The 22,562-nt window shown below is 37.2% G+C and carries 21 protein-coding genes; 4 read left to right on the top strand and 17 right to left on the bottom strand.

Going from position 1 to position 22,562, the window contains the following annotated elements; all coding sequences use genetic code 11:
• Window positions 1-190: 190 nt before the first annotated feature.
• Complete coding sequence (locus ACLIBG_RS13890) at window positions 191-709, top strand: D-glycero-alpha-D-manno-heptose-1,7-bisphosphate 7-phosphatase (protein ID WP_439313370.1); 519 nt, start codon at window positions 191-193, stop codon at window positions 707-709.
• Between the two features lie 879 nt (window positions 710-1,588).
• Here ACLIBG_RS13890 and ACLIBG_RS13885 read toward each other — a convergent pair.
• The 15 genes from ACLIBG_RS13885 to ACLIBG_RS13815 form a co-directional block, all read right to left on the bottom strand.
• Window positions 1,589-1,795: a cation transporter gene (locus tag ACLIBG_RS13885; protein WP_439313369.1), complete on the bottom strand. Its 207-nt coding sequence runs from the start codon at window positions 1,793-1,795 to the stop codon at window positions 1,589-1,591.
• 56 nt (window positions 1,796-1,851) lie between these two features.
• Window positions 1,852-2,508, bottom strand: coding sequence for a DUF4396 domain-containing protein (locus tag ACLIBG_RS13880; RefSeq protein ID WP_439313368.1), 657 nt, complete (start codon window positions 2,506-2,508; stop codon window positions 1,852-1,854).
• A gap of 46 nt (window positions 2,509-2,554) precedes the next feature.
• A complete protein-coding gene (gene mug / locus ACLIBG_RS13875; RefSeq protein ID WP_439313367.1) occupies window positions 2,555-3,076 on the bottom strand; it encodes a G/U mismatch-specific DNA glycosylase in 522 nt (173 codons plus the stop codon).
• A 41-nt stretch (window positions 3,077-3,117) separates the two neighbouring features.
• On the bottom strand, window positions 3,118-3,846 hold the full coding sequence (locus tag ACLIBG_RS13870) for an MOSC domain-containing protein (protein WP_439313366.1): 729 nt from the start codon (window positions 3,844-3,846) through the stop codon (window positions 3,118-3,120).
• A 155-nt stretch (window positions 3,847-4,001) separates the two neighbouring features.
• On the bottom strand, window positions 4,002-4,862 hold the full coding sequence (locus ACLIBG_RS13865) for a 5'-3' exonuclease (RefSeq protein ID WP_439313365.1): 861 nt from the start codon (window positions 4,860-4,862) through the stop codon (window positions 4,002-4,004).
• Window positions 4,859-8,491 (bottom strand): dynamin family protein, encoded by a 3,633-nt coding sequence (locus ACLIBG_RS13860; protein WP_439313364.1) that lies wholly within the window; start codon window positions 8,489-8,491, stop codon window positions 4,859-4,861. The genes ACLIBG_RS13865 and ACLIBG_RS13860 overlap by 4 nt, the downstream gene beginning before the upstream one ends.
• 139 nt (window positions 8,492-8,630) lie before the next feature.
• On the bottom strand, window positions 8,631-9,101 hold the full coding sequence (locus ACLIBG_RS13855) for a flavin reductase family protein (RefSeq protein WP_439313363.1): 471 nt from the start codon (window positions 9,099-9,101) through the stop codon (window positions 8,631-8,633).
• A 221-nt stretch (window positions 9,102-9,322) separates the two neighbouring features.
• Window positions 9,323-10,852: an acyl-CoA carboxylase subunit beta gene (locus ACLIBG_RS13850; protein ID WP_439313362.1), complete on the bottom strand. Its 1,530-nt coding sequence runs from the start codon at window positions 10,850-10,852 to the stop codon at window positions 9,323-9,325.
• Between the two features lie 16 nt (window positions 10,853-10,868).
• Window positions 10,869-11,651: an enoyl-CoA hydratase gene (locus ACLIBG_RS13845; protein ID WP_439313361.1), complete on the bottom strand. Its 783-nt coding sequence runs from the start codon at window positions 11,649-11,651 to the stop codon at window positions 10,869-10,871.
• Between the two features lie 27 nt (window positions 11,652-11,678).
• Window positions 11,679-11,891 carry an acetyl-CoA carboxylase biotin carboxyl carrier protein subunit gene (locus ACLIBG_RS13840; RefSeq protein WP_439313360.1) on the bottom strand — a complete coding sequence of 71 codons (213 nt, stop codon included), beginning with the start codon at window positions 11,889-11,891 and terminating at the stop codon, window positions 11,679-11,681.
• A gap of 2 nt (window positions 11,892-11,893) precedes the next feature.
• Window positions 11,894-13,258 (bottom strand): acetyl-CoA carboxylase biotin carboxylase subunit, encoded by a 1,365-nt coding sequence (locus ACLIBG_RS13835; protein WP_439313359.1) that lies wholly within the window; start codon window positions 13,256-13,258, stop codon window positions 11,894-11,896.
• A 31-nt stretch (window positions 13,259-13,289) separates the two neighbouring features.
• The gene (locus ACLIBG_RS13830) at window positions 13,290-14,435 is read right to left on the bottom strand and encodes an acyl-CoA dehydrogenase family protein (protein WP_439313358.1); all 1,146 of its coding nucleotides are present in this window, start codon (window positions 14,433-14,435) and stop codon (window positions 13,290-13,292) included.
• 240 nt (window positions 14,436-14,675) lie between these two features.
• Entirely contained in the window at window positions 14,676-17,126 is a 2,451-nt protein-coding gene (parC, locus tag ACLIBG_RS13825; protein WP_439313357.1) for a DNA topoisomerase IV subunit A, read from the bottom strand.
• Window positions 17,127-17,141: 15 nt separating this feature from the next.
• Window positions 17,142-19,094 (bottom strand): DNA topoisomerase IV subunit B, encoded by a 1,953-nt coding sequence (parE, locus tag ACLIBG_RS13820; RefSeq protein WP_439313356.1) that lies wholly within the window; start codon window positions 19,092-19,094, stop codon window positions 17,142-17,144.
• Window positions 19,095-19,656: 562 nt separating this feature from the next.
• Complete coding sequence (locus tag ACLIBG_RS13815) at window positions 19,657-20,070, bottom strand: CoA-binding protein (protein ID WP_439313355.1); 414 nt, start codon at window positions 20,068-20,070, stop codon at window positions 19,657-19,659.
• A 224-nt stretch (window positions 20,071-20,294) separates the two neighbouring features.
• On the opposite strand from ACLIBG_RS13815, the gene plsY reads away from it, so the two are divergent.
• The 3 genes from plsY to ACLIBG_RS13800 all read left to right on the top strand — a co-directional run bounded on the left by plsY (window position 20,295) and on the right by ACLIBG_RS13800 (window position 21,613).
• Window positions 20,295-20,888: a glycerol-3-phosphate 1-O-acyltransferase PlsY gene (plsY, locus tag ACLIBG_RS13810; RefSeq protein WP_439313354.1), complete on the top strand. Its 594-nt coding sequence runs from the start codon at window positions 20,295-20,297 to the stop codon at window positions 20,886-20,888.
• 168 nt (window positions 20,889-21,056) lie between these two features.
• Complete coding sequence (gene yidD / locus ACLIBG_RS13805; RefSeq protein WP_439313353.1) at window positions 21,057-21,299, top strand: membrane protein insertion efficiency factor YidD; 243 nt, start codon at window positions 21,057-21,059, stop codon at window positions 21,297-21,299.
• Between the two features lie 26 nt (window positions 21,300-21,325).
• A complete protein-coding gene (locus ACLIBG_RS13800) occupies window positions 21,326-21,613 on the top strand; it encodes a HesB/YadR/YfhF family protein (RefSeq protein ID WP_439313352.1) in 288 nt (95 codons plus the stop codon).
• A gap of 62 nt (window positions 21,614-21,675) precedes the next feature.
• Here ACLIBG_RS13800 and ACLIBG_RS13795 read toward each other — a convergent pair whose 3' ends face one another.
• Both ACLIBG_RS13795 and ACLIBG_RS13790 read right to left on the bottom strand, forming a co-directional pair.
• The gene (locus ACLIBG_RS13795) at window positions 21,676-21,975 is read right to left on the bottom strand and encodes a hypothetical protein (protein ID WP_439313351.1); all 300 of its coding nucleotides are present in this window, start codon (window positions 21,973-21,975) and stop codon (window positions 21,676-21,678) included.
• On the bottom strand, window positions 21,959-22,399 hold the full coding sequence (locus ACLIBG_RS13790) for an acyl-CoA thioesterase (protein WP_439313350.1): 441 nt from the start codon (window positions 22,397-22,399) through the stop codon (window positions 21,959-21,961). The genes ACLIBG_RS13795 and ACLIBG_RS13790 overlap by 17 nt, the downstream gene beginning before the upstream one ends.
• Window positions 22,400-22,562: the final 163 nt, after the last annotated feature.

Here is a 22,562-nt window from a genome sequence, read left to right as displayed (position 1 = left end):
CTCCTTATAAAGTTTAATAGAATAAGAAAAACAATTTTTATCCTAAGTCTATTATAGGACATAAATACCTCTATTAATTTAACATCCGTTACAGACTTAGAACGGATTAATGACAATTTTGTGTGTAAATGTATATCTAACTAAAAAAGGCGCACAATTGGTTATAAAATAGAAGTTCGGAGTTGAATAAATGAATAAAGCGATATTTCTTGATCGTGATGGTGTTATTAATGAGGTGCTAAGCAAAAGGGTAAATTTTGTTAACACGCCGAAAGATTTTTATTTGCTAAAAGGTGCTGGGAAAGCAATTAAGCAATTTAATGATGCAGGTTACAAAGTATTTGTCGTAACGAACCAAGGCGGGATTGGACTAGGGTATATGAGTGAGGATTCCTTGCTAGCTGTTCATGATAAAATGGTCGACGAGGTGGAAGCTTATGGTGGGATAATTGATGATATTGCATATTGTCCACATGAGCCCCATGCCAATTGTGCTTGTCGAAAACCAAAGCCACGTATGATATTGAACTTAGCAAAACAGTATAATATTATTCTTGCCGAAAGTTATATGGTTGGGGACCGAGCGCCGGATATAGAAGCTGGTAGGCTTGCCCGAACGAAAACGGTGCTTGTTGGCAGTCGGGATGAAGCAACAGAAGCAGATTTGTATTTTGCGGACCTTTTATCATTTTCCAATTGGATTTGTTAAAACAAACTATAAAGAAAAGCGCAAGCGCCCTGCCTAGAAACGTAACGACTGGACTGAAGCAACTAAGATAAAGGAATCACGATGAGCACGCGAATCGATGATGACTTATCGCAAGGCGCTGCAGGAAGTCGCCTAGTTTCTGGGCGCTTAAGCTAGACAGCTATGCACAAAATTATATACATTCTTATCTCTTAAGAAAAGCGCAAGCGCCCTGCTTAGAAACGTAGCGACTGCGTCAGCTTACAGCTGGTGGTTCGATGTTGGGACTGTAGCTTCGCTTTCGCCCCACCGTAAAGATCTGCCACGCAAAGTGGCGGTTTTAATCGACCATTCCAAATCATCCTGAGATTCACTCCAGAGTATAAGATTCACTAGTCTTACGTTAGAGGCGTAAGACTGTTCATCTAAAAGGAATCATGCCCCTGCAAAAGGGGTATGCCAACGTTGGCGCGGGAGGGCGTATTTAGTTGGCCCTCCTTTACCTGTGCGAATCGATGATGACTTTCACCCAAGGGCATAAGGGCGACTAAGCCTCTGTCTAAGCCAATCGGCAAGTCTTCTTTATCGTAAGGAGCTACGGGAAGTCTCCTAGTTTCTGGGCTGGCAGGCTTAGAACGCCACGTCCTGGGACTGCGCGTGAATGCTCGTCCCACCGAAAAGATTTGTGGCGCCGCCTAGGACTGCGCATAAATGCTCGTCCCACCGAAAAAATTTGCACTAGAACATCCTGGGACTGTAGCTACGCTTTCGTCCCATCGAAAAAATTTGTACGTCGAAGCTAGACAGCTATGAACAAAATTTTGTGCTTTCTGACCTTATTAATAAGCCTCCTTTATATATTCACACACATAAAGAAGGCTGTATTATTTCTCATATTGACTAAACAATTACCATATACCCTTGATTTTCTATTGTAGTCTTTAAATCGCTAACCGTAATTTGACCTTCGTCAAACATAATATCGACTTTTTCCGTAGCTAGATGAACTTCTGTACCTTGAACACCTTGTAATGCCTCTAATGCCCCGCGTACAGTAGCTTCATTTTGACCATCCGTAATTCCTTTTACAACCAATGTCGTTTGCATTAGCTTCAACTCCTTTTGTAAATTTGAATTGTATTAGAAAAATTCATTAAAATGATTTACATCGCTTCTTTAACTCCTTTTTTCACCAACCACCAATTCGCCGGGTAACTTGTTATAAATCCAAGCATCATCGCAATTTGCATCATGAACCAAAACAATGGCCCGTTTGGTGCTGGTGGACTGCTGAATAAAAGTAAGTTTACAATTGCCATCCAACCAAACATTCCTATTTCAAATGACACTAAAGAAAGCGTATCTGCCTTGATCGCAGCTTTTACGGAACTTCTAACACCACTTTTCTTGTTCATTGGATAAATTGCTGCTACTTGAAATATAATCCCTAGTAAATAAGCTAATATAAACTCTACGGCGTAATGAGCAAGTAGTGTAGAACCCATTATTGTAAGTGATAGTATAGCGACAAGTGGAACGCCAAAAGCATCTCCCATTGTGCAGCCGGCCGCACAATGGGAAGTCGATACAAATACTTTCGCATGTGCTCCTCGGTTGTCCGGTACATTCATATTAACAGCATGTACTCTTCCCCATTTGTAATATGCCCATATAGCGATTGGACCAAAAAACAGTCCATTTATCGGCCACACGAAATTCATCACTTTCATTTTTTGTGGATGGTTTATAATATCGTATGTTATGCCTATAGCACTTAAAACACCCAGTCCCAATGCAATCCAGGAAATAATAATGAGCATTAAATCAACTCCATAAAAATCTGTGTCACCTATTATCTACCCGATTTTATGGATTGTTTAACATATCCGGTTTTAAATCTAATAATTGTTTGTAAATCAAAACGATTTCTTCTTTTTTCATTCGAACCAAACCACTTGAAGAAGGGGCGACAAATTCAATCACATTTGTAATGACCGGATTTTTCTGTTTTCCCCAAGGGACCTCCTTTTTATTCGAGAATTGCTGGTATACTCCCTTCCCAACAAAGCAAACAATGGATGGGTTATAATAAACAATTTTTTCTTTTAATTTTATCCGCCCTTCTTCATATTCTTTTTTTGTTATGTCTGAAGCGGCTTTTGTAGGTCGAGCAACTATATTGGTCAATCCGTAACCAAGCTTTAATAATTGGTCATTTTCCGATGGCTTAAACTTTTTAGGTGTAAGTCCTGCTTCGTGCAAGATTGTCCAAAAACGGTTTGTAGGATTTGCGTAGTGATACCCTGTTTCACTGGAACGTATACTAGGATTAAAGCCAACAAAAAGAATTTCTAAATTTTTTTGTAAGTAATCCGGAATTGGTTTCATTTTTTTCTCCCTTTATTTATGGATTGCTCATTTAACGATAGTCAATTATTTGTTATGTACACATTGTCCCCAACATGGATGTCCCCCGTTTTTTCAACGGATGCTAGTACTCCGAAACGGTTTTTTCTTTCTTTGACAACCGTTTTTAACAAGGATGGGCTCCTCTCTCCACTGTCAGGATTAACAGTAATAATCATACATCGTTCGCAATGCCCATTGATTTTTATTTTCACGTTCTCCCCTATTTGAACCTCTTTTCCGATCCAGTTATCTTCTGAAAATGGTCTTTTTTCCGATAGTTCAATATACAGATTTGGACGAAATCTGCGATAATCGATTTGTTCGCCCCACATTTCTCTTAATCGTGCGAGTGAGGCGTCAGTTATGATTAATAAATGATCTTCTTCAATTGGTCCAATGGGGACATTGTCTGGGCTATAAGCAATCGGCTCTATTTCCCTATTGCTTAATTCCTCAAGTTCCGATTGCAAACCTTGATCTTCCCAGTTGTATCGACGTCCGCTCGGGGATGTTATCTCTAATTTCGGATAAATATTCATTGTTTCATTCCCAATAAATTTTGCATCGTAATTTATCATTCCCGGCACCTGGGTAATCGTTAAAAACTTCCCCGGCCTTGATTTATCTAGGAACGCATGACTGCGGTCTCCGTATAGTCCATATTTCATTACTTGTGTTTTATCCACTTTTTCCCCTTTAAATGACTTGACCGGATGGCGTGTAATTTCCTTGATTGAACCAATTAACACGGTTCAGTCCTCCTTTATTATTTAAACGTAGATTGCCTTTTATCGCACTGCAAATGGATTAAAATGCATTTTAATTTGGAGATCCTAATCAAAACCAGCAGTTGAAAAACACGGAATTAAGCGTTGTGTAAATCAACTGCTGTTGCCCATAATAATTAAATTAGTTTAGCTAAATTTTCATAGTTCAGTGCAGCAAATTGCTCTTTGATACGATTTTTATCCAATGTCCAGGCTGCTTTTTCCAACGAGCATGAAATTGGGATGTCGCACTTAATCTCAGCTAATGTTCTCGATAAATGCAACATTTCTAAATTACTTTTTATTCGTTTTTGCATGTTTTCCGAAAGCTGATCGAGATTTTGTAGTAAGTTATCAATGGAATCATGTTCCTGTAAGAGTTTGACAGCCGTTTTTTCACCAATACCCTTCACGCCAGGATAATTATCTGCACTGTCTCCAGTAAGCCCTTTTAAATCGACAACTTGCCAAGGATGGATTCCCTTTTTGTCATAGAAATTTTCCATCGTGAATAGATCGTAATTTCCGAGACCTTTTTTCATGATGGCTACATGAACAGAATCTGTTACAAGCTGCAGCATGTCATGATCCCCTGTCAATATCGTAACTTCATTTGCAGGAGCGTATTGATTAGCCAGTGTACCTATACAATCATCTGCTTCATAATTTTCCAGGCCTACATTCGGCATGTTGAATATTTCTACAACATCTTTAGCCAATTGAAACTGTGGAACTAGCTCTTCTGGTGGCTCTGAACGGTTCGCCTTATAAGCGTTGTACATTTCTGTTCGAAAAGTTTTGCTTCCCATATCCCAACAACATACGATATGCGATGGTTCAAACGTTTGTTCTGCATCAAGAAAGTATCGTAGAAATTGATATACGCCGTTAGTTGGCAAGCCACTGCTTGTTTTCATAAAATTGTTTCGATAAGCTGTAGCAAAATATCCGCGGAATAAAAGAGCCATTCCATCTATCAACAAAATCTTTTTTTTCATTTTTCGATCCTTTCCAAAATGGAGTGTAATTGCTGTTGTTTTTCTTTCAATTCTTGAATATCCATCTGATCAGTAATCATCGAAATGTTATTTTTAATATAAGATGTAATATTATTTGTAATCGCTTCTTTTAATGAGTCGGTGATGTCATTCCATTGGTGAATATATTCCTGTTCCATTAATTCTTTATTTGTTTGAATATATTGTTTAATTTCCGGTGATAGGCTTTCATAAATATTATCTTTCATCACTTCTTTTTCATTCTTTTCAAAAAAGGACTTTGTCCCTTTAAATGCCTTTACTATTTTATCGAATTTATTTATATTTATATTTGCAAAAGCTTGGTCATAAGCTGGTGTGTCGAATTCATCCATGTTCGGACTTGGTAACAAATACGATGGTTCAACCTCTTTGCATTTCGCTTGAATTTGATTCTGCATTTCGATCGTCAGCTCTTTAATCCGTGCTTCAAGTCTTAAAGAAACCGCACGCAATTCTTGTAACAACTCATAACCTGTATAGTCTATTAAGCGAACGAGATTTCTTTCTAGCTGCTGAGTAGCTTTTCGCCCGGACTCTGTCACTGTCGTCGGATTAAAGTGTTCAGTAAACATATCATGAAATCGAATAGCGATTCGCTCTTCTACGTAATGCAACTGTCTCTCTATTCTTTCTATTATTCTTTCCTTAAATAGACTTGGATTAAAATGTTTAACAGCATGATGCAACGATGTCTGTTTTTCATTTAAATCGTTGATATAATTTTCCTGCTGTTCGTGATCCATCTGGACGGAATTCATATAGTTATTCATTAACTGAGCGGCGCGATTTATATCCCATAAAGCAGCTTCAATCATTAATGCAGCCAAATCCTCGTTTATAAAATGATAAAAGTCCGATTCAAACAATTGCATTTCTTGATTAAGTGATTCGTTATTTAATTTATTTTCAAGTGAACGTTTGCTTGAAACTGGGAATATTCGTGGAAAACGAACACCTAATTGCAATAACTGGTCTTCCACATATTGTATAACAAGTTTTAAGTCGGAATCATTTTCTGCCAAATCGGAAGCATTAATAATAAAAAACATCTTGTCTAGTTCGAATGCCTCTTTTACCCGTCCAAGTTGCATGAGAAAATCTTTGTCAGCTCTCGATAGTGCATGATTGTAATACGTTACGTACAAAATGGCATCAGCATATTTAATATAATCAAATGCAACATTCGTATGACGAGCATTAACAGAGTCCGCACCAGGTGTATCGACGAGTGTAATACCCTGCTCAGTTAAAGGACATTTGTAATATAAATCAATCAGTTCAAAGTAACATGCTTTCGTTTCGTCTGTTACATACTCGGAAAATTGTTCAATTGTAATTGTCATCGTGTTACCAATTACATCTTTCAATTGGTCATAACCATTTATCATCGCTTCTATATACGAGCGGTACATTTTATTTAATTCATTCTTCTTGTAAATTTTATTTTCTTTTACCCAAGTAAGCAAACTATCGAAATCATCTTTCGGGGGTAAAAACTCTTTTGTAATCTGGTATAAATCTTGAAATAACGTGTCCTTGTCTTTTAGTTTAATTACGACCGTCCCATGCTCATAATCTGTCGTAACCGGTGAAATTCGATTAATAACTGCTGTAGTAGGGTTTGGTGATACTGGCAACAGCCTTTCGCCAAAAAGCGCATTTGCAAAAGATGATTTTCCAGCACTAAAAGCCCCAAATAACGCTATCGTTATTGTTCGATTTCGCAATCGATCCTGTTTATTTTTTAAATTATGAATAATATCTTGGAATACCGGTAAGTCACCAATGGCAGCAATTGTTCGATCAATCGAATGAATTACATCGTTGACAGAAGAATTTGTAGTGGCTGTTTGTTTGATTTTTTCTTTAGTAGGTGAAGGAGTTTCCTTTTTCTTCTCCTCTTCCATCTGTACTTTTTCATTTTCAGTTACTGTCGTTATTTTATTTTTAGCTTCTATTTGTTGCTGTATTTGTTTTTCGACAGATGAATCAGCTTCCGGATACTCAAAGGTTTCGTTAAGCTTCTTTATTAAGTTTTCTAGTTCGTTCTCAATTTTTAATTTATTTTGTTTCCATTCATTAGCAATTTTTAATTGATCTCGTTCGTCTTCATAAGATGTCATTTCTTGTTTAGTATAATTTATAATTGATGCTTCAATTTCCCGCCATAATTCCAATGCTTTTGCCCTGAATTTGCTTTTTATGTCTGCACTAATGTCATTCGTGTAATTTAATATATATTTGCCATTTACTTGTGCTCCATCTTTTATATGTTTTAGTAAGTCTTCACCCTCATAGTGAATTGCTAATTGTTGAACGTTTTCCATTAACTGTGGGTCCGATAACTTATTTTCGTTCAATAGATCAAGCACTTTATCGCGTAACTTCCATTGAATGGAAGCTTCAATGCTTTTTTGCACAGCGTTTAGAAAGGTGTTTAATCGGTTCTGTTTTTCTTCTTCTGTTTTTTTCTTTGTACTGAATAAGCCTAACTTGAACCCTTTTTGTTGTGAAAGGAGAAATGCCTCCGCTTTATCTCTTAAATCAGCAGGCATTAAATAAGCATTTTTTAATGTTATATTTAACTGTTCCATAAATGATTCTTTCATTTGCTGTGGAAGTGCGTTTAATTCCGTTAACTTCTGTTCAACTGAATCGAGTTTGCTTATATCGGATTCATCTACATTATCGTTTGCAAAAGAAGCAAGTTTTTCTTCTGCTTCCTGCTTTAAATACAATTTATGGTCATCAATGACTTGATGAATGGATTGTTCTGTACGCATAACGGTATTTTTATCCAGACGTAACAATTCAAATAGTAATTGTTTAATTTCATTAAATTGATTATGTTTAGCGTCTGCGTCAATTAACGAGGAATATAAGATAGAATTGGGATAAATATCCCATTGATCAAACGTTTGTTTAATGCTTGATTCAAACGCAGAAAAGGATAATTCTTTTTCATTATGTTTATCGACCTGGTTAATGATGACATAATATGGAATGGATTTTTCTTGCAGGCTTTTCAAAAATAATAAATTAACTTCGGACTGAACATGGTTGTAATCCATTACATAAAACATAATATCTACAAGGTGTAAAGAAGACTCAGTCATTAAACGATCTGCATCATCTGCAGCATCGATACCCGGAGTATCGACTAATGCGGTGTTTTTTGGTAAGAATGGGTTGTCTGTAATTAGTTCAATTTGTTTGATCGTATCTTTATCCTTGCAGTAGTCCTTAATTAACTCTATATCATAAGGAGCGTTATATTTAATTGGCGGATCGTGATGAAAAAATATCTTTGCGGATTCATTTCCTGATGCAATTTTGACAATGTTAGCACTAGTGGGAATCGGGCTTTTAGGTAGTATTTCTTGATCTAATAGTTTATTGATCATTGAGGATTTCCCGGCAGAAAAATGTCCCGCAAAACTGATCATTACTTCCTTGTTATTAACTTTTTCAAACAGTTCCAGCATTTTATTAGCGTTCTCTTGATCGTTATTTTCTTTCAGTAATTTGTGAAACGAAACAATGTGCTCAAGGGTTAGATTCGTTTTCTTTTTTTCCAAAACAGTCAAAGTATACAATTCCTTTCTACATAACAGTTCTAATATATATTATACGAAATATCTGATACGTTTTCTACCTATTGAGGAAAATGAAACCCCCCTTAAAATTAAACATGAACTTTAAGGGGGAATAGAAATATGAAAAAACTCATTTGGATTGTATAGTTTGATACTGTCCATTAAAATATAAAACTGGTAATTGGTCCTTTTCATTGATTTTCAAGTTTGTTACTTCTGCAATAAAAATCGTATGATCACCGGCTTCCACACTATTTGTGACCTGACATGATAAATTTAAGATAGCATCTTTAATAACAGGTATATGCTCAAGCGTTTCGTATTCAATTTCTCTGTCTTTTTCTTTTTGTTTTGCAAAAATCATTGCTATATCCTGCTGTTCTTTAGCTAATACACTTACCCCGAAATGCTTTGCTTTCTGAAACTTTGTATACTTGCTTGCTGTATGACCAATTGAAATAGCGATAAGTTTAGGCTCTAATGAGACAGACATAAAAGCATTTACAGTCATTCCAATACTTTCTTTTTGATCGTTCATCGTTACAATTGTAATTCCAGTTGCAAATTTGCCCATTGCATCTCGAAATAACCTATTATCCATGATTTAAGTCCTCACTTTCCAATGCATTCATTTCAAGGTTATCATTTATTTCGTTAAAGTTAAATCAATTGATTTTAGCTATATTTAGTTTACATAATATTATTATTGTAAACATAATGTGCGGTAAAAAGTATTGTATGAAACGTGTATAAGTATTATAAGCCTCAAAAAGACGCCCCGATATAATAGATTAACAAAGGGCGTCAAATTCATAATGTCGGTTATACAGGGTACACTCCATGTTTTCTCTCCGTGAATGTTACTTGTTTTGATTCATAAACAGCAAATCTTTTGGATAATTCGTCTCTGAGAAGATCAGGTTCAACAATGGCATCGATTACCATTTCTGAAGCAAGACGGTATATGTCGATATCCGCTTTATATTCTTCTTGTTTTTGTTTGACGAATGCTTGTTTTTCATCACCTGACAACTCGGCAATTTTGTTTGCATAAACGGCATTAACTGCAGCTTCTGGGCCCATCACTGCAATTTGTGCTGTAGGAAGAGCTAAACAGCAATCTGGTTCGAACGCAGGTCCTGCCATTGCGTATAGTCCTGCACCGTATGCTTTTCTTACGACAACAGAAATTTTCGGAACGGTTGCTTCGCTCATCATGGCCAGCATTTTTGCACCGTGTCGAATAATTCCTGCACGTTCTACACTTGTACCAATCATAAAGCCGGGTACATCCATCAAGAACAACAATGAAATATTAAAAGCGTCACAAAGTTGTATGAATTTTGCCGCTTTATCGGCGGAATCAGGAAATAATACTCCCCCTTTGACTCTTGGCTGATTAGCAATGATCCCAATTGGTTTCCCATTTATACGGGCAAGTCCTGTAATGATTTCGGGAGCGAATTTCTTTTTAATTTCACAAAAGCTATCTTCATCAATGATACGTTCAATCAAATGGTGCATATTAAAGGGAGCATTCTGATTTTCAGGGATAATATCTGTTATCGTTTTTTCAAACTGCTTCACACTTTTTTGATCCATTTGTGCAGGTTTTTTCCTAAAGTTAGGCGGGAAGTAATTTAAATAACGCCGTGAAAATTCGATTGCTTCTTCTTCTGTTTGTACTAACACATCCCCGCATCCGGAAACGGAACAATGCATGTTGGCACCACCCATTTCTTCCAAACTCACTTTTTCTCCTATCACCATTTCTGCCATACGTGGAGAGCCTAAGTACATGGATGCATTACCATCAACCATAATGACAATATCGCAAAATGCAGGAATATATGCTCCACCTGCAGCTGACGGACCAAATAATATGCATATTTGTGGTACACGTCCGGACAATTTAATTTGATTGTGAAAAATCTTTCCAGCTCCGCGACGGCCTGGAAACATTTCAATTTGATCCGTTATTCTTGCCCCAGCAGAATCAACTAAATACAGCATCGGTATTTCCAATTTTTCGGCCGTTTCTTGAATACGAATTATTTTTTCCACCGTTCGCTTTCCCCACGACCCCGCTTTTACAGTAGAGTCATTGGCCATGACACAAACCTCTTGGCCATTGATTTTGCCTATACCGGTTACAACTCCGTCAGATGGTAATGTATCGTCCGTGCAATTTGCAAAAAATGCATCTTCTACATCAATGCCATCATCAAATAATAATTGAAGTCTTTCTCTGACGAAAAGCTTTCCTTTTTCTTTATTTTTTTGATGGTACTTTTCATTGCCGCCCTGTTCAATTTTTTCGACTCTATTTTTTAAATCCTCAATATAAGACATACGTGCCCTCCTGCATCTAGTTCCCTTTATAAACCGGATTGCGCTTTTCTTTAAAAGCTTTTAATCCTTCAATTCGATCTCTCGTATGTAATGTTTCTTTATAGCATAAATGTTCAAATTCAATTCCCGTATTAATATCCATTTGCATTCCTTTGTTAATTGCAAGCTTAGCCTGTTTGAGTGCAATCGGACCATTAGTCGCTATTATTTTTGCCATATTCACTGCTGTATCCACTAACTCTTCATGATTTACAGCTTGTTCGATTAGCCCGATTTTTGTCGCTTCTTCAGCATCAATTCGGGCTGCTGTGTAAATTAATCGCTTAGCCTGGCCACTTCCGATTAATCGTGGCAATCGTTGAGTTCCGCCTGCACCGGGAATAATTGCAAGTGCGGTTTCGGTCAATCCCATTTTCGCATGATCTGCGGCAATTCGGATGTCACAAGCAAGTGCCAGTTCTAAACCTCCACCAAACGCCGCTCCATTTATCGCCGCAATGACTGGAATATCCAAGTTTTCAATACTTGTTATTGTCCGACCGATATGTCGTACTGTTTTTAAAACTTGTTTGTCGGTCATTTTTTTACGTTCTTTTAAATCAGCTCCGGCGCAAAACACTTTTCTCCCCGCACCTGTAACAATTAAAGAACGAGCGGCCGTATTTTCACTGATCGTATGAACATGTTCATTCATTTGATCCAGCATATCGGTGGACATGGCATTGGCTGCATCCGGTCTGTTTATTGTCATAATAGCTACATGATTTTCTGCCCATTGTAAATTTACTAGTTCAGACAACAAAAAACCTCCCTAAAAGGCGAATAATCACTCGATAATTGCAATGACGTCTCCTTCATTAACAAAATCCCCCTCGGAAACTTTAAACTTGCTTACAGTCCCGGGTTTCTCCACTGCTATCGGTATTTCCATTTTCATTGATTCTAAAATAACAATATCATCGCCTGCTTCCACTTTGTCACCGTGGGATGCGATAATCTTCCAAACGCTTCCGGCCATACTCGCTTTTACTTCTTGCATTTTTATTCCTCCTTATTTTTAATTGTCAATGGAAGATAATAATCTTCTACAAAAGTTGTAGGTGTATTTCCAGCAATAAATGCCACTGACTTCATAATTTCTTTGATCATTGGTAAATTCGATTTAATACCTTCAATGACGTAATCATCCAAAGCTTTATTCATTTGTTGTATCGCTTCATTTCTTGACTGTCCTTTTGTAATCAGTTTACCGATCATTGGATCATAAAACGGTGTAACTGTCATGTTTTCAGCGACTGTTAATTCATTGCGTGTTTGCTTCCCTTGTGGAACTTTGAATGTAGTAATTTTCCCAGGTGAAGGAAAAAAGGTAACCGGGTCCTCTGCATAAATACGTGCTTCAATAGCATGTCCTTTAAGTTTCAGGTCGGATTGATTAAACGCCAGCTTTTGACCGTTTGCGATTCGTATTTGCTCTTCTACAATATCCGTGCCGGTTACTTCTTCTGTTATACCATGTTCAACTTGTATGCGTGTATTCATTTCCAAAAAATAAAAGTTTTCTTCTTCGTCTACTAAAAATTCAATTGTGCCGGCATTGGTATAGTTTATTGCTTTTGCGGCCTTTACGGATGCCTCACCCATTTTTTGACGTGTTGTCTTATGGATGAACGGAGAAGGGGCTTCTTCGATGACTTTTTGATTCCGGCGTTGAATCGAACATTCTCTTTCAAATAAATGAACAATATTTCCGTGATGATCTGCTAATAATTGCATTTCAATATGGCGTGCATGTGTTACCTTTTTTTCAATAAACATGGAACCGTCACCGAAAAAGTTTTTCGCCCGTTCCGAGTTACTTGTAAAAGCTTTCTCTAATGCTGCATCGTCTTTGACCATCTGCATTCCGATGCCACCACCACCGGCAGCAGCTTTCAACATGACAGGATACCCAATTTTACGAGCGGCGGATATTGCTTCATCGGCACTTTTCACTGCTTGCTCCGTTCCGGGAATGATCGGAACTCCTGCTAGCTGCATCGCATATCTTGCAGCTACTTTGTCCCCCATTTGCTTAATGACCTTACTATTTGGACCGATAAAAGTAATCCCTTCCGCCTCACATTGATTTGCAAAAACGGCATTTTCGCTTAAAAAGCCATAACCCGGATGAATAGCATCAACATTTGCCTTTTTAGCAATGGAAATGATCTTTTCAGAATTTAAATAACTTTCATCAACACGTGAGCCGCCAAGCAGATAGCTTTCATCTGCCATTGAAACATAAGGGCTAAGTTTGTCTGCTTCCGAATATACGGCTACTGTAGCAATACCTAGCCGTTTACATGTTCGTATAATACGGGATGCAATGGCTCCACGGTTGGCAATGAGTATTTTTTTAATCATAAATGTCCTCCTGGTTTACGTGAAGTTACAATTATTTGCACCCTAATTGTCTAGCAATGACGAGGCGCTGGACTTCCGATGTTCCTTCTCCAATTTCCAGTAGTTTCGCATCTCGTAAATAACGCTCCACTTCGTACTCTCGCATGTAACCATAACCACCATGGATTTGAATCGCTTCGTTTGCAGCACGAAATGCTGTTTCAGTTGCAAACAATTTGGCATATGCCGCTTCTTTTGAAAACGGTTTATCATTATCCTTTAGCCAAGCCGCTTTATAGACCATGTTTCTTGCTAATTCAATTTCCATTGCCATATCTGCAAGTTTAAATTGAATCGCTTGAAAACTGGAGATTGGTTTACCGAATTGGCTTCTTTCCTTGGCATAAATTAATGCTTTATCAAGAGAGGCCTGAGCTATACCTACGCCAAGAGAAGCAATGGAGATTCGGCCACCGTCGAGTGTATGTAAAAATTGTTTAAAGCCTTTTTGTGGGTCACCTAGTAAGTTCTCTTTCGGTACGCGTACATTATTTAATACTATTTCTGCTGTATCGGAACCTCTCACGCCCATTTTGTCATAGTTGCTCGTTATCGCCAATCCTTTTGAATCTGCAGGGACAATAATGGCGGAAATAATATTTTTTCCTTGCTCATTTTTACCAGTAACAGCAGTAACGATAATTGTCTCGGCAAAACTTGCATTCGTAATAAAACACTTTTCTCCGTTAATAATATAGTCATCATTATCTAGCACTGCCGTTGTTTTTGTACCACCTGCATCCGAACCGGCATTTGGTTCCGTAAGGCCGAACGCTCCTAATGCTTTTCCTTCAGCAAGTGGTTTTAAATACGTTTCTTTTTGCGCATCCGTCCCAAAATAAAAAATGGGGCTTGCTCCAAGTGAAACGTTGGCAGCATAGCTTAGTCCGGTGCTCCCACATGCTTTTCCTATTTCTTCTACAGCTATTGCATAGGAAATCGTATCCCCATCAGAACCGCCAAATTTTTCAGGGAAAGGAATTCCCATTAAACCAAGTTCACCAATTTGTTCAAATATATCTGTAGGAAAAGCAGCATTTGTATCTATTTCAATTGCTCGTGGTTTTATAACACTTTGAGCAAAATCTCGAACCATCTTTTGGATCATTTCCTGCTCTTTTGTTAATTCAAAATTCATGAGAGGCCTCCTCATTTTCTCTAGTCTTTACTCTACACTTACACACTTATGTTGCTATTATTTAGAATACCAAATTACATTTGTATATTCCATTGTTAAATACAATCGATACACCAATTGAAAGAATAAAACCACAATGATCTTTTAGATATAACGAGAGTGCCAATGTAAAGCTCGTGATTTGATGTTAACACAAAAAAATAGGAAGATGGCTCCTCTCCCTATTTTACACTTGCATATTTAATTATTATCTTCTGAAAAAGGTTTTTTATATTCAGCTTCCAACCAAGTCTGTTCTACTTCCCCTTGGTTATCAGAATCAATAACGAATGAGCCATTGCTGTATCGATCACTGAATGGCAATTCTAAAGGATAAATTCGATGGCTTTCTCCAGATGATGTTCGGAAGCATAAATTATCATTTTCATGAATGAAGAAAAATCCTTCAATCCGATGTGCTTTCTTTTTTAATTCACGCAACATAATTAGTCCTCTTTTAGCGCGGGTTGATTTTTCGAATTCATTTAATTTCATTCGTTTACAAGCACCTCGCTGAGTGATAACTACAATGGATGGGTCGGATAAACCATCAAAAGCATGTCCATTTACAACAAATTCTTCATTTTTTAATTGAATCCCAATCACACCTTGTGCACGCTGGCCGACTATAGATATATCTGATTCATGAAACCATAATCCATATCCTTTGTTTGACGTAATAAAAATATCTGAATGTCCGTCTGTTTGATAAACGTTAACAACTTCATCTTCATCTTTTAAATTAACGGCGATTAAAGCGCGAGAAAAACGTTGAGCATCATATAAATTTAATTTACTCCGTTTAACCATTCCTTTTTTCGTGATAAATAAGAGAAAATGATCATCTGTAAATTTTCGTACAGGTATACCTTCAATTATATGTTCATGTTCATCAAGTGGCGCTATATTGGATATATGCTGTCCAATATCCTTCCACCGAATATCCGGGAGTTCATGTACAGGGATACAGATGAACTTCCCTTTATTTGTGAAGAGAAGAAGTTTATCGGTCGTATTTATTTCTAATAGACTAATTAAGTAGTCATTCTCTTTTATTGTAAAATCATCCCGATTTGACGCAGCATAGGATCTAATACTTGTACGCTTGACATACCCATCCTTTGTGATTGTTACGAGAACATCTTCGCTCGGTATAGTCACTTCGATGTTAATGGATAAATTTTCAATTTCATCTTCGATCAGTGTACGTCTGTTGGTTGCGTATGTTTTCTTAATTTGTCGCAAATTCTTTTTAAGCAACTGAAAAAGTTTTTTATCACTAGAAAGAATGGAATTGTATGTATCAATTTTTTCCTTTAATTCATGTGCTTCTTTTTCAAGTAGCGTAATATCTGTATTCGTTAATCGATACAGCTGTAACATGACAATAGCTTCTGCTTGTTTTTCGGTGAAGCCATATTTTTTTTCAATTTGCATTTTTGCATCCTGTTTATTTTTTGATGCTCGGATGGTTGTAATGAGTTCATCCAATATGGAAACAGCCTTTATTAAGCCGTCAACAATGTGCGCCCGGTCAATAGCCCGCTCCAGGTCAAATTTGGTTTGTCTAGTGATAACATTTTTTTGGTGGTCTATATATGCATCAAGTATCTCTGGCAATGATAGTAATTTTGGCGTTTTATTCTGGATGGCTACCATGTTGAAGTTATATGTTACTTGTAAATCTGTATTTTTGTATAAATAGTTTAAAAGCCCATTGCTGTCAGCATCTTTTCGAAGATCAATCACGATGCGTAAGCCGGTTCGATCGGTTTCGTCGCGAATTTCTGTTATCCCTTCAACTTTACGGTCATTGATCAGTTCATCTACTTTTCTGACCATAGACGCCTTATTAACGTCATACGGTATTTCCTCGATGATGATTTGTTCGCGATTGCCTTTTGTTTTTTTAATTGCTGCTTTGCCTCGTACAATAATTCTTCCTTTTCCTGTATTATAGGCTGATTTAATACCTTCAATTCCTTGAATAATTCCTCCGGTAGGAAAATCAGGTCCTTTTAATACGGTCATTAAACGATCGACGCTTACATTGGGATTATCAATTCTCATAATAACAGCATCGATGACTTCCTCTAAGTTATGCGAAGGAATTTCAGTTGCATAGCCGGCCGATATTCCTGTAGAACCGTTCACTAACAAATTAGGAAACTTTGCCGGAAACACGACCGGTTCAGACATTGTATCATCAAAGTTTGGAATATAGTCAACGGTATTTTTGTCGATATCTTTTAAAAGTTCTGATGTGACACTGGAAAGTCGGGCCTCTGTATACCGCATTGCGGCGGGCGGATCACCATCAATACTTCCGTTATTCCCGTGCATTTCAATCAGTTCATTCCGCATTTTCCAATCTTGACTAAGACGGACCATCGCCTCGTAAACAGAGGAATCTCCATGCGGATGATAGGAACCAATAACTGCACCAACGGTTTTAGCCGCTTTTCGGAAATTTTTATCATGTGTATTTTTATCCTGGTGCATCGCATATAAAATTCGTCTTTGAACTGGTTTAAGTCCATCGCGTACATCCGGCAGGGCACGGTCTTGTATAATATATTTACTGTATCTCCCAAACCTATCTCCAATTACTTCTTCCAATGGCAGATCGACATATTGTTTTATGTGAGCCATGCAGATCCCCCTTTACTACAAGTGAATTTTATCATTTTCAAGTATGTTATTATCTTCATCTAGACCGAATTCCACATTGTTTTCAATCCATTTCCTACGTGGAGAAACTTTATCCCCCATTAAAGTAGTTACCCTTCGATCTGCTCTTGCAACGTCATCAATTGTTACACGTATAAATGTGCGTGTCTCCGGGTCCATTGTAGTCTCCCATAATTGGTCGGCATTCATTTCCCCGAGCCCTTTATAACGCTGGATGATGTAACCAGTTTTAAACTTTTTTACAGCTTCTTTCATTTCTTCATCATTCCACGCATAGATAATTTCTTCTTTTTTGCCTTTCCCTTTGGAAATTTTAAAAAGTGGTGGTAGAGCAATATATACTTTACCGGCTTCTACAAGGGGGCGCATGTAACGATAAAAAAACGTCAACAATAATACTTGAATGTGAGCACCGTCCGTGTCAGCGTCCGTCATAATAATGACTTTATCGTACTGAATGTCCTCCATATTAAAGTCTCCGCCTACGCCAGCTCCAATCGTATGAATGATGGTTGAAATTTCTTCATTTTTCATGACATCTTCTAGCTTTGCTTTCTCTGTATTAATTACTTTTCCTCTTAATGGTAAAATTGCTTGAAACTTTCGGTCACGGCCGAGTTTTGCTGATCCTCCCGCTGAGTCACCCTCTACTAGGTATAATTCATTTCGCTTAGGATTTTTTGATTGAGCAGGTGTCAGTTTACCGCTCAATAGCGTGTTCTTTTTTCTTTTTCGCTTACCTGACCTTGCTTCTTCACGAGCTTTGCGCGCTGCTTCTCTCGCTTCTTTTGCTTTAATTGATTTTTGAAGGAGTTGTTTTGCAGTATCCGCATTTTCTTCGAGAAAATAATTCAGTTTTTCCGAGATAACAGTATCTACAACAGAGCGTGCTGCTAATGTACCAAGACGACCTTTCGTTTGACCTTCAAATTGTAAGCTTTCTTCTGGAATACGTACAGACACGATAGCCGTAAATCCTTCACGAATATCGGTGCCTTCTAGATTTTTATCTTTACTTTTCAATAAATTCATTCTGCGAGCATAGTCATTGAACGTGCGAGTAATGGCCGTTCTTGCTCCTGCTTCATGTGTACCGCCATCTTTTGTCCGTACATGATTAACGAATGACAGCATTGTTTCGGCATAACCATCATTAAATTGAAAAGCAAAATCAACTTCAATGTCATCATGAACACCTTCAATAGTAACGACAGGATGAAGGGTATCTTTATCTTCATTTAAGTAATCGATAAACGATTTTAGACCTTCTGGATATTCATAGGATACTTTCTCATCGTGTGTTAAATCGGTTAAATCAATTTGCAGACCTTTCAATAAGAAAGCTGCTTCCTGTAAGCGTTCTGCTAATGTTTCGTAATCGAACAAGGTTGTGGAAAAAATGGTCGGATCGGGCATGAAATGGATGGTCGTTCCGGTCTTTTTTGTAGCCCCTATTTTCTCAAGATTCCCGTCCGGCTTGCCTCCATCGGTAAATTTCTGGCGATACGTATATCCTTCACGATGTGTAGTGATTGTTAGCCACTTCGATAAGGCATTAACTACAGCAGCACCTACACCATGCAGTCCACCACTGGCTTTATATCCGCCTTGTCCAAATTTACCACCTGCATGCAATACCGTAAATATAACCTCGGGAGTCGATTTTCCTGTCGTGTGCATGCCAGTCGGGATCCCTCTTCCATTATCTTCAATGGAAATGCTATTATCATTATGTATGGTTACTTTTATTTTATTTCCAAAGCCAGCCAATGCTTCGTCCACTGCATTGTCCATAATTTCAAAAACTAAATGATGCAATCCTCGTACATCTGTGCTGCCGATATACATGGCAGGCCTTTTACGGACTGCATCTAACCCTTCTAATACTTGAATCGATTCTTCTGTATACTTTACAGGTTCATGAGCCAATGGATTCCTTTCCCCTTTCAAATAATCCGAAATAGCAACTAACCTTCATATTAGAACAAATGGTCTCGCTTGTAAATTATATTTTTACCACCAATCCGGACTTTCAATAATAAATGGTGAAAAAGTACATTATTTAGAATACTATAATGTACTCCTTCTGTATATGTTTTTAATACAGATTGATGTTGCTGTTTCCCATAAAAAATGTTTTCGCAGTATATCGTTAAATACAAACGCGATGAAATTTTACAGTAAAAAAAGATGACTTTATCATTAGTCATCCTGTAATCATAAGTGAAGCGCAAGCGCCCTTGCAGGCTAAAAGTGTAACCTCCTGGGACTGCGCTTAAATGCTTTTCCCACCGAAAGAATTTTCACTAAATTCTCCTGGGACTGTAGCTACGCTTTCGTCCTACCGAAAACATTTGTCCGTCGAAGCTAGCCAGCTACACAAGATTATATAATTTTTGACCTTTTAAAGACAAGCTCATATTTATCGGTGCAGTAAAAGTCGACAAATTAAGTTATTGAAATGTAGTTACGTCAGTAATAAGAAACTACTTTATTTTTTAAGTAGTATGGCCTGTGCTACTTTAATGCATAGATCCATAATTACTGTAAATCCTTCTTCTTCTAAATAATGGAATGCTTCGTCGTTTTTGATGCCTTGCTGTGCCCAAAAAATACGACAATCCGTCAGTGCGGCTTCTTTGGCAATGTCTGGCAAAAATTCCGGACGACGGAATACATTAATTATATCAATTTGATCGGTCACTTCTGTTAAAGATGAATATGCCTTTTCACCGAGAACCTCATTAACTGTTGGATTTACGGGAATTATTCGATACCCGTTGTCTTGCATCACTTTTGACACTTGGTATGATGTTCTTTCCGGGTTGTCAGAAAGTCCTACAACGGCAATTGTGCTAGCAGATTCCAAAATTGATTTTATTTTTTCATTAGTCGGATTTTCCAATTTGCGATCCCACCTAAGTTTATGTTTTAAGGCAAGTATTTCTTAATTCAACTTAGTCTACTACCCTTATTCTACCATATAAAAAAATAAAACGATAATACAGCAACTATACATCCCTGCCGAATTATGTAACAATTACTGGGTAGACAATCGTTTTAACAATCATGTATTATAAGAATTATCGCTTACTCTTTCGTAAATTATAAAGAAAGCAGGCTGTAATAATGGACTATTTTATTTTTATTATTCTTTCCTATCTTTTAGGTTCCATTCCTACTGCATTAATAGTTGGTAAAGTTGGATTTGACCTGGATATAAGGGAGCATGGAAGTGGAAACCTAGGTGCTACAAATGCGTTTAGAGTACTAGGTACGAAAGCGGGAGTTATTGTTACACTAAGTGACATACTAAAGGGAACTGTTGCTACCCTTCTCCCGCTTGCTGCAGCTTTTTTTATCGATGTTGAGGTTAACCGATTAATCATTGGATTATTTGCGGTGCTTGGACATACGTATCCGCTATTCGCCAAGTTTAAGGGAGGCAAGGCGGTTGCTACTTCAGGTGGGATATTTTTAGGCGTAAGCCCATTACTGTTTGCAATTATAATCATTACTTTCATTTCGGTGTTGTACTTATCTAAATACGTTTCATTATCTTCTATGGTTACCGGTATTGTTGCGGTAATTGGTTCACTCATATTACAGGATATTGGGTTAACAATCGTATCAGTAGCTTTAACCATTTTTGTCTTTTATCGCCATAAGGATAATATTAAGCGGATAAAGAATAAAACAGAGCCTAAAATAACGTGGATGTAGGAGTATACTGCTGATAATTGCATATCATTTAATATACTTCTTGCAGTTTGGTATACTTTAACAAGAGGAAATAACTCCTCGTCGTTATTTGAATACTTTTTGCTGAAAAATATACGGCACATATGAACTATTTTATTAAAGAAAGTTTTAATTGAAGAGGTAAAAATAATGAAGTATATTTTTATTGGTATTATTCACTTTTATCGTAAGGCTATTAGCCCATTTAAACCACCTACTTGCCGATTTTTGCCTACTTGTTCCGAATACGGACTAGAAGCATTTAAACGATTTGGAGCCATTAAAGGTGCTTATTTAACAATTAAAAGAATCAGTAAATGCCATCCATTTCATGCTGGTGGAATTGACCTTGTACCTGAACGAACAGATGTAAAAAATAGTGAAAATAACTAGCTATAAAGTATGGAGGGTGCTTTTGTATGAAAATAAATGTAACGGACCAAGCTGCTAAATGGTATAAGAACGAATTATCTATTAACTCCTCTAAATACTTACGTTTTTTTGTTCGTTACGGTGGTTACGGCGGCCTGGTTCCGGGTTTTTCTTTAGGTGTTGAAATGGAGAAACCAAACGAAATCCACACTTCGACAACGGTAGAAGATATTATCTTTTATATTGAAGAAGCGGATGCATGGTATTTTGATGGTAAAAATTTAACGATAACGATGGATGAAACATATGAAGAACCAAAACTTTCTTATCAATAAATAAAAGTCTATGATATGAATAAATCAAACTTTACTCATTTCATAGACATTTTAATTTGTATTTACAAGTTAAACTTTTTAATATGCTCCCATTTGTTTTCATCGATTAAAATCTTTTTTTGGATTTCTCCGAATAAATCAAAATGAGGGTACTTTTGATCATGATGGATCCAATTTTTATCAAGACCGTAATTCTCTCCCCATTGAATGAGTTTTCCAATATTGCTGCAGCCGACTTTTGTTACCGTATAACATCCAGGAAAACGTTCATCCATCCAATAGTGTGTTAAAAAGGATATCTTTCCCATTTGGACGTCTCGTTTCCATGTTCGCAGTTCAGTTTTATTAATTCCGAATGCCATGATTAGTTCCCTCAATTAATTTCTTATAAGCTTGATGCCAACTTGGAAATGACCGGCGCAATGATAATGGTTTGAACGTTTCCTTGTTTACAATCACATGCTTTGTTGTGCCGGTAACTGCTTCTATTCCATCGCTTCCACTTACTTTGTAGCCATATACGGTCCGAATTCCATCATACTTTTCCAACCATGTCTCAATATAAACATCGTCACCATAACGTATAGGACTTTTATAAGCGATATGTATATCAATCACTGGAGAAACGACATTTTCTTTCTCCATATCTGTATAAGCAAATCCTAGACTTTCAATTAACTTCGTCCGCCCAATCTCAAACCAAATCAAATAATTCGCATGATATACGACACCCATTTGGTCTGTCTCCTGATATCTGACTTCGATCGGTGTTTTAATTAAATTCAATATACTCCCCCTAACTTTGCGGTCATATTTTAGCTACGTCGATTGTAAAATTAAGCTAGACAACTAAAAAAGTCATTCGTGGTACACTCGATATGTGTTTCCAACCACAGAAAACATAGGAGTGATCACAAATGACCTACACCCATCTTACCACGGATGAACT

The organism is Virgibacillus sp. W0181, from assembly GCF_051846915.1.
In the GTDB taxonomy this organism is placed as follows: Bacteria; Bacillota; Bacilli; order Bacillales; family Amphibacillaceae; genus JBPYCR01.
The sequence above is the reverse complement of the archived record's forward strand: the minus strand, read 5'-3'. Positions and strand labels throughout refer to the sequence as shown.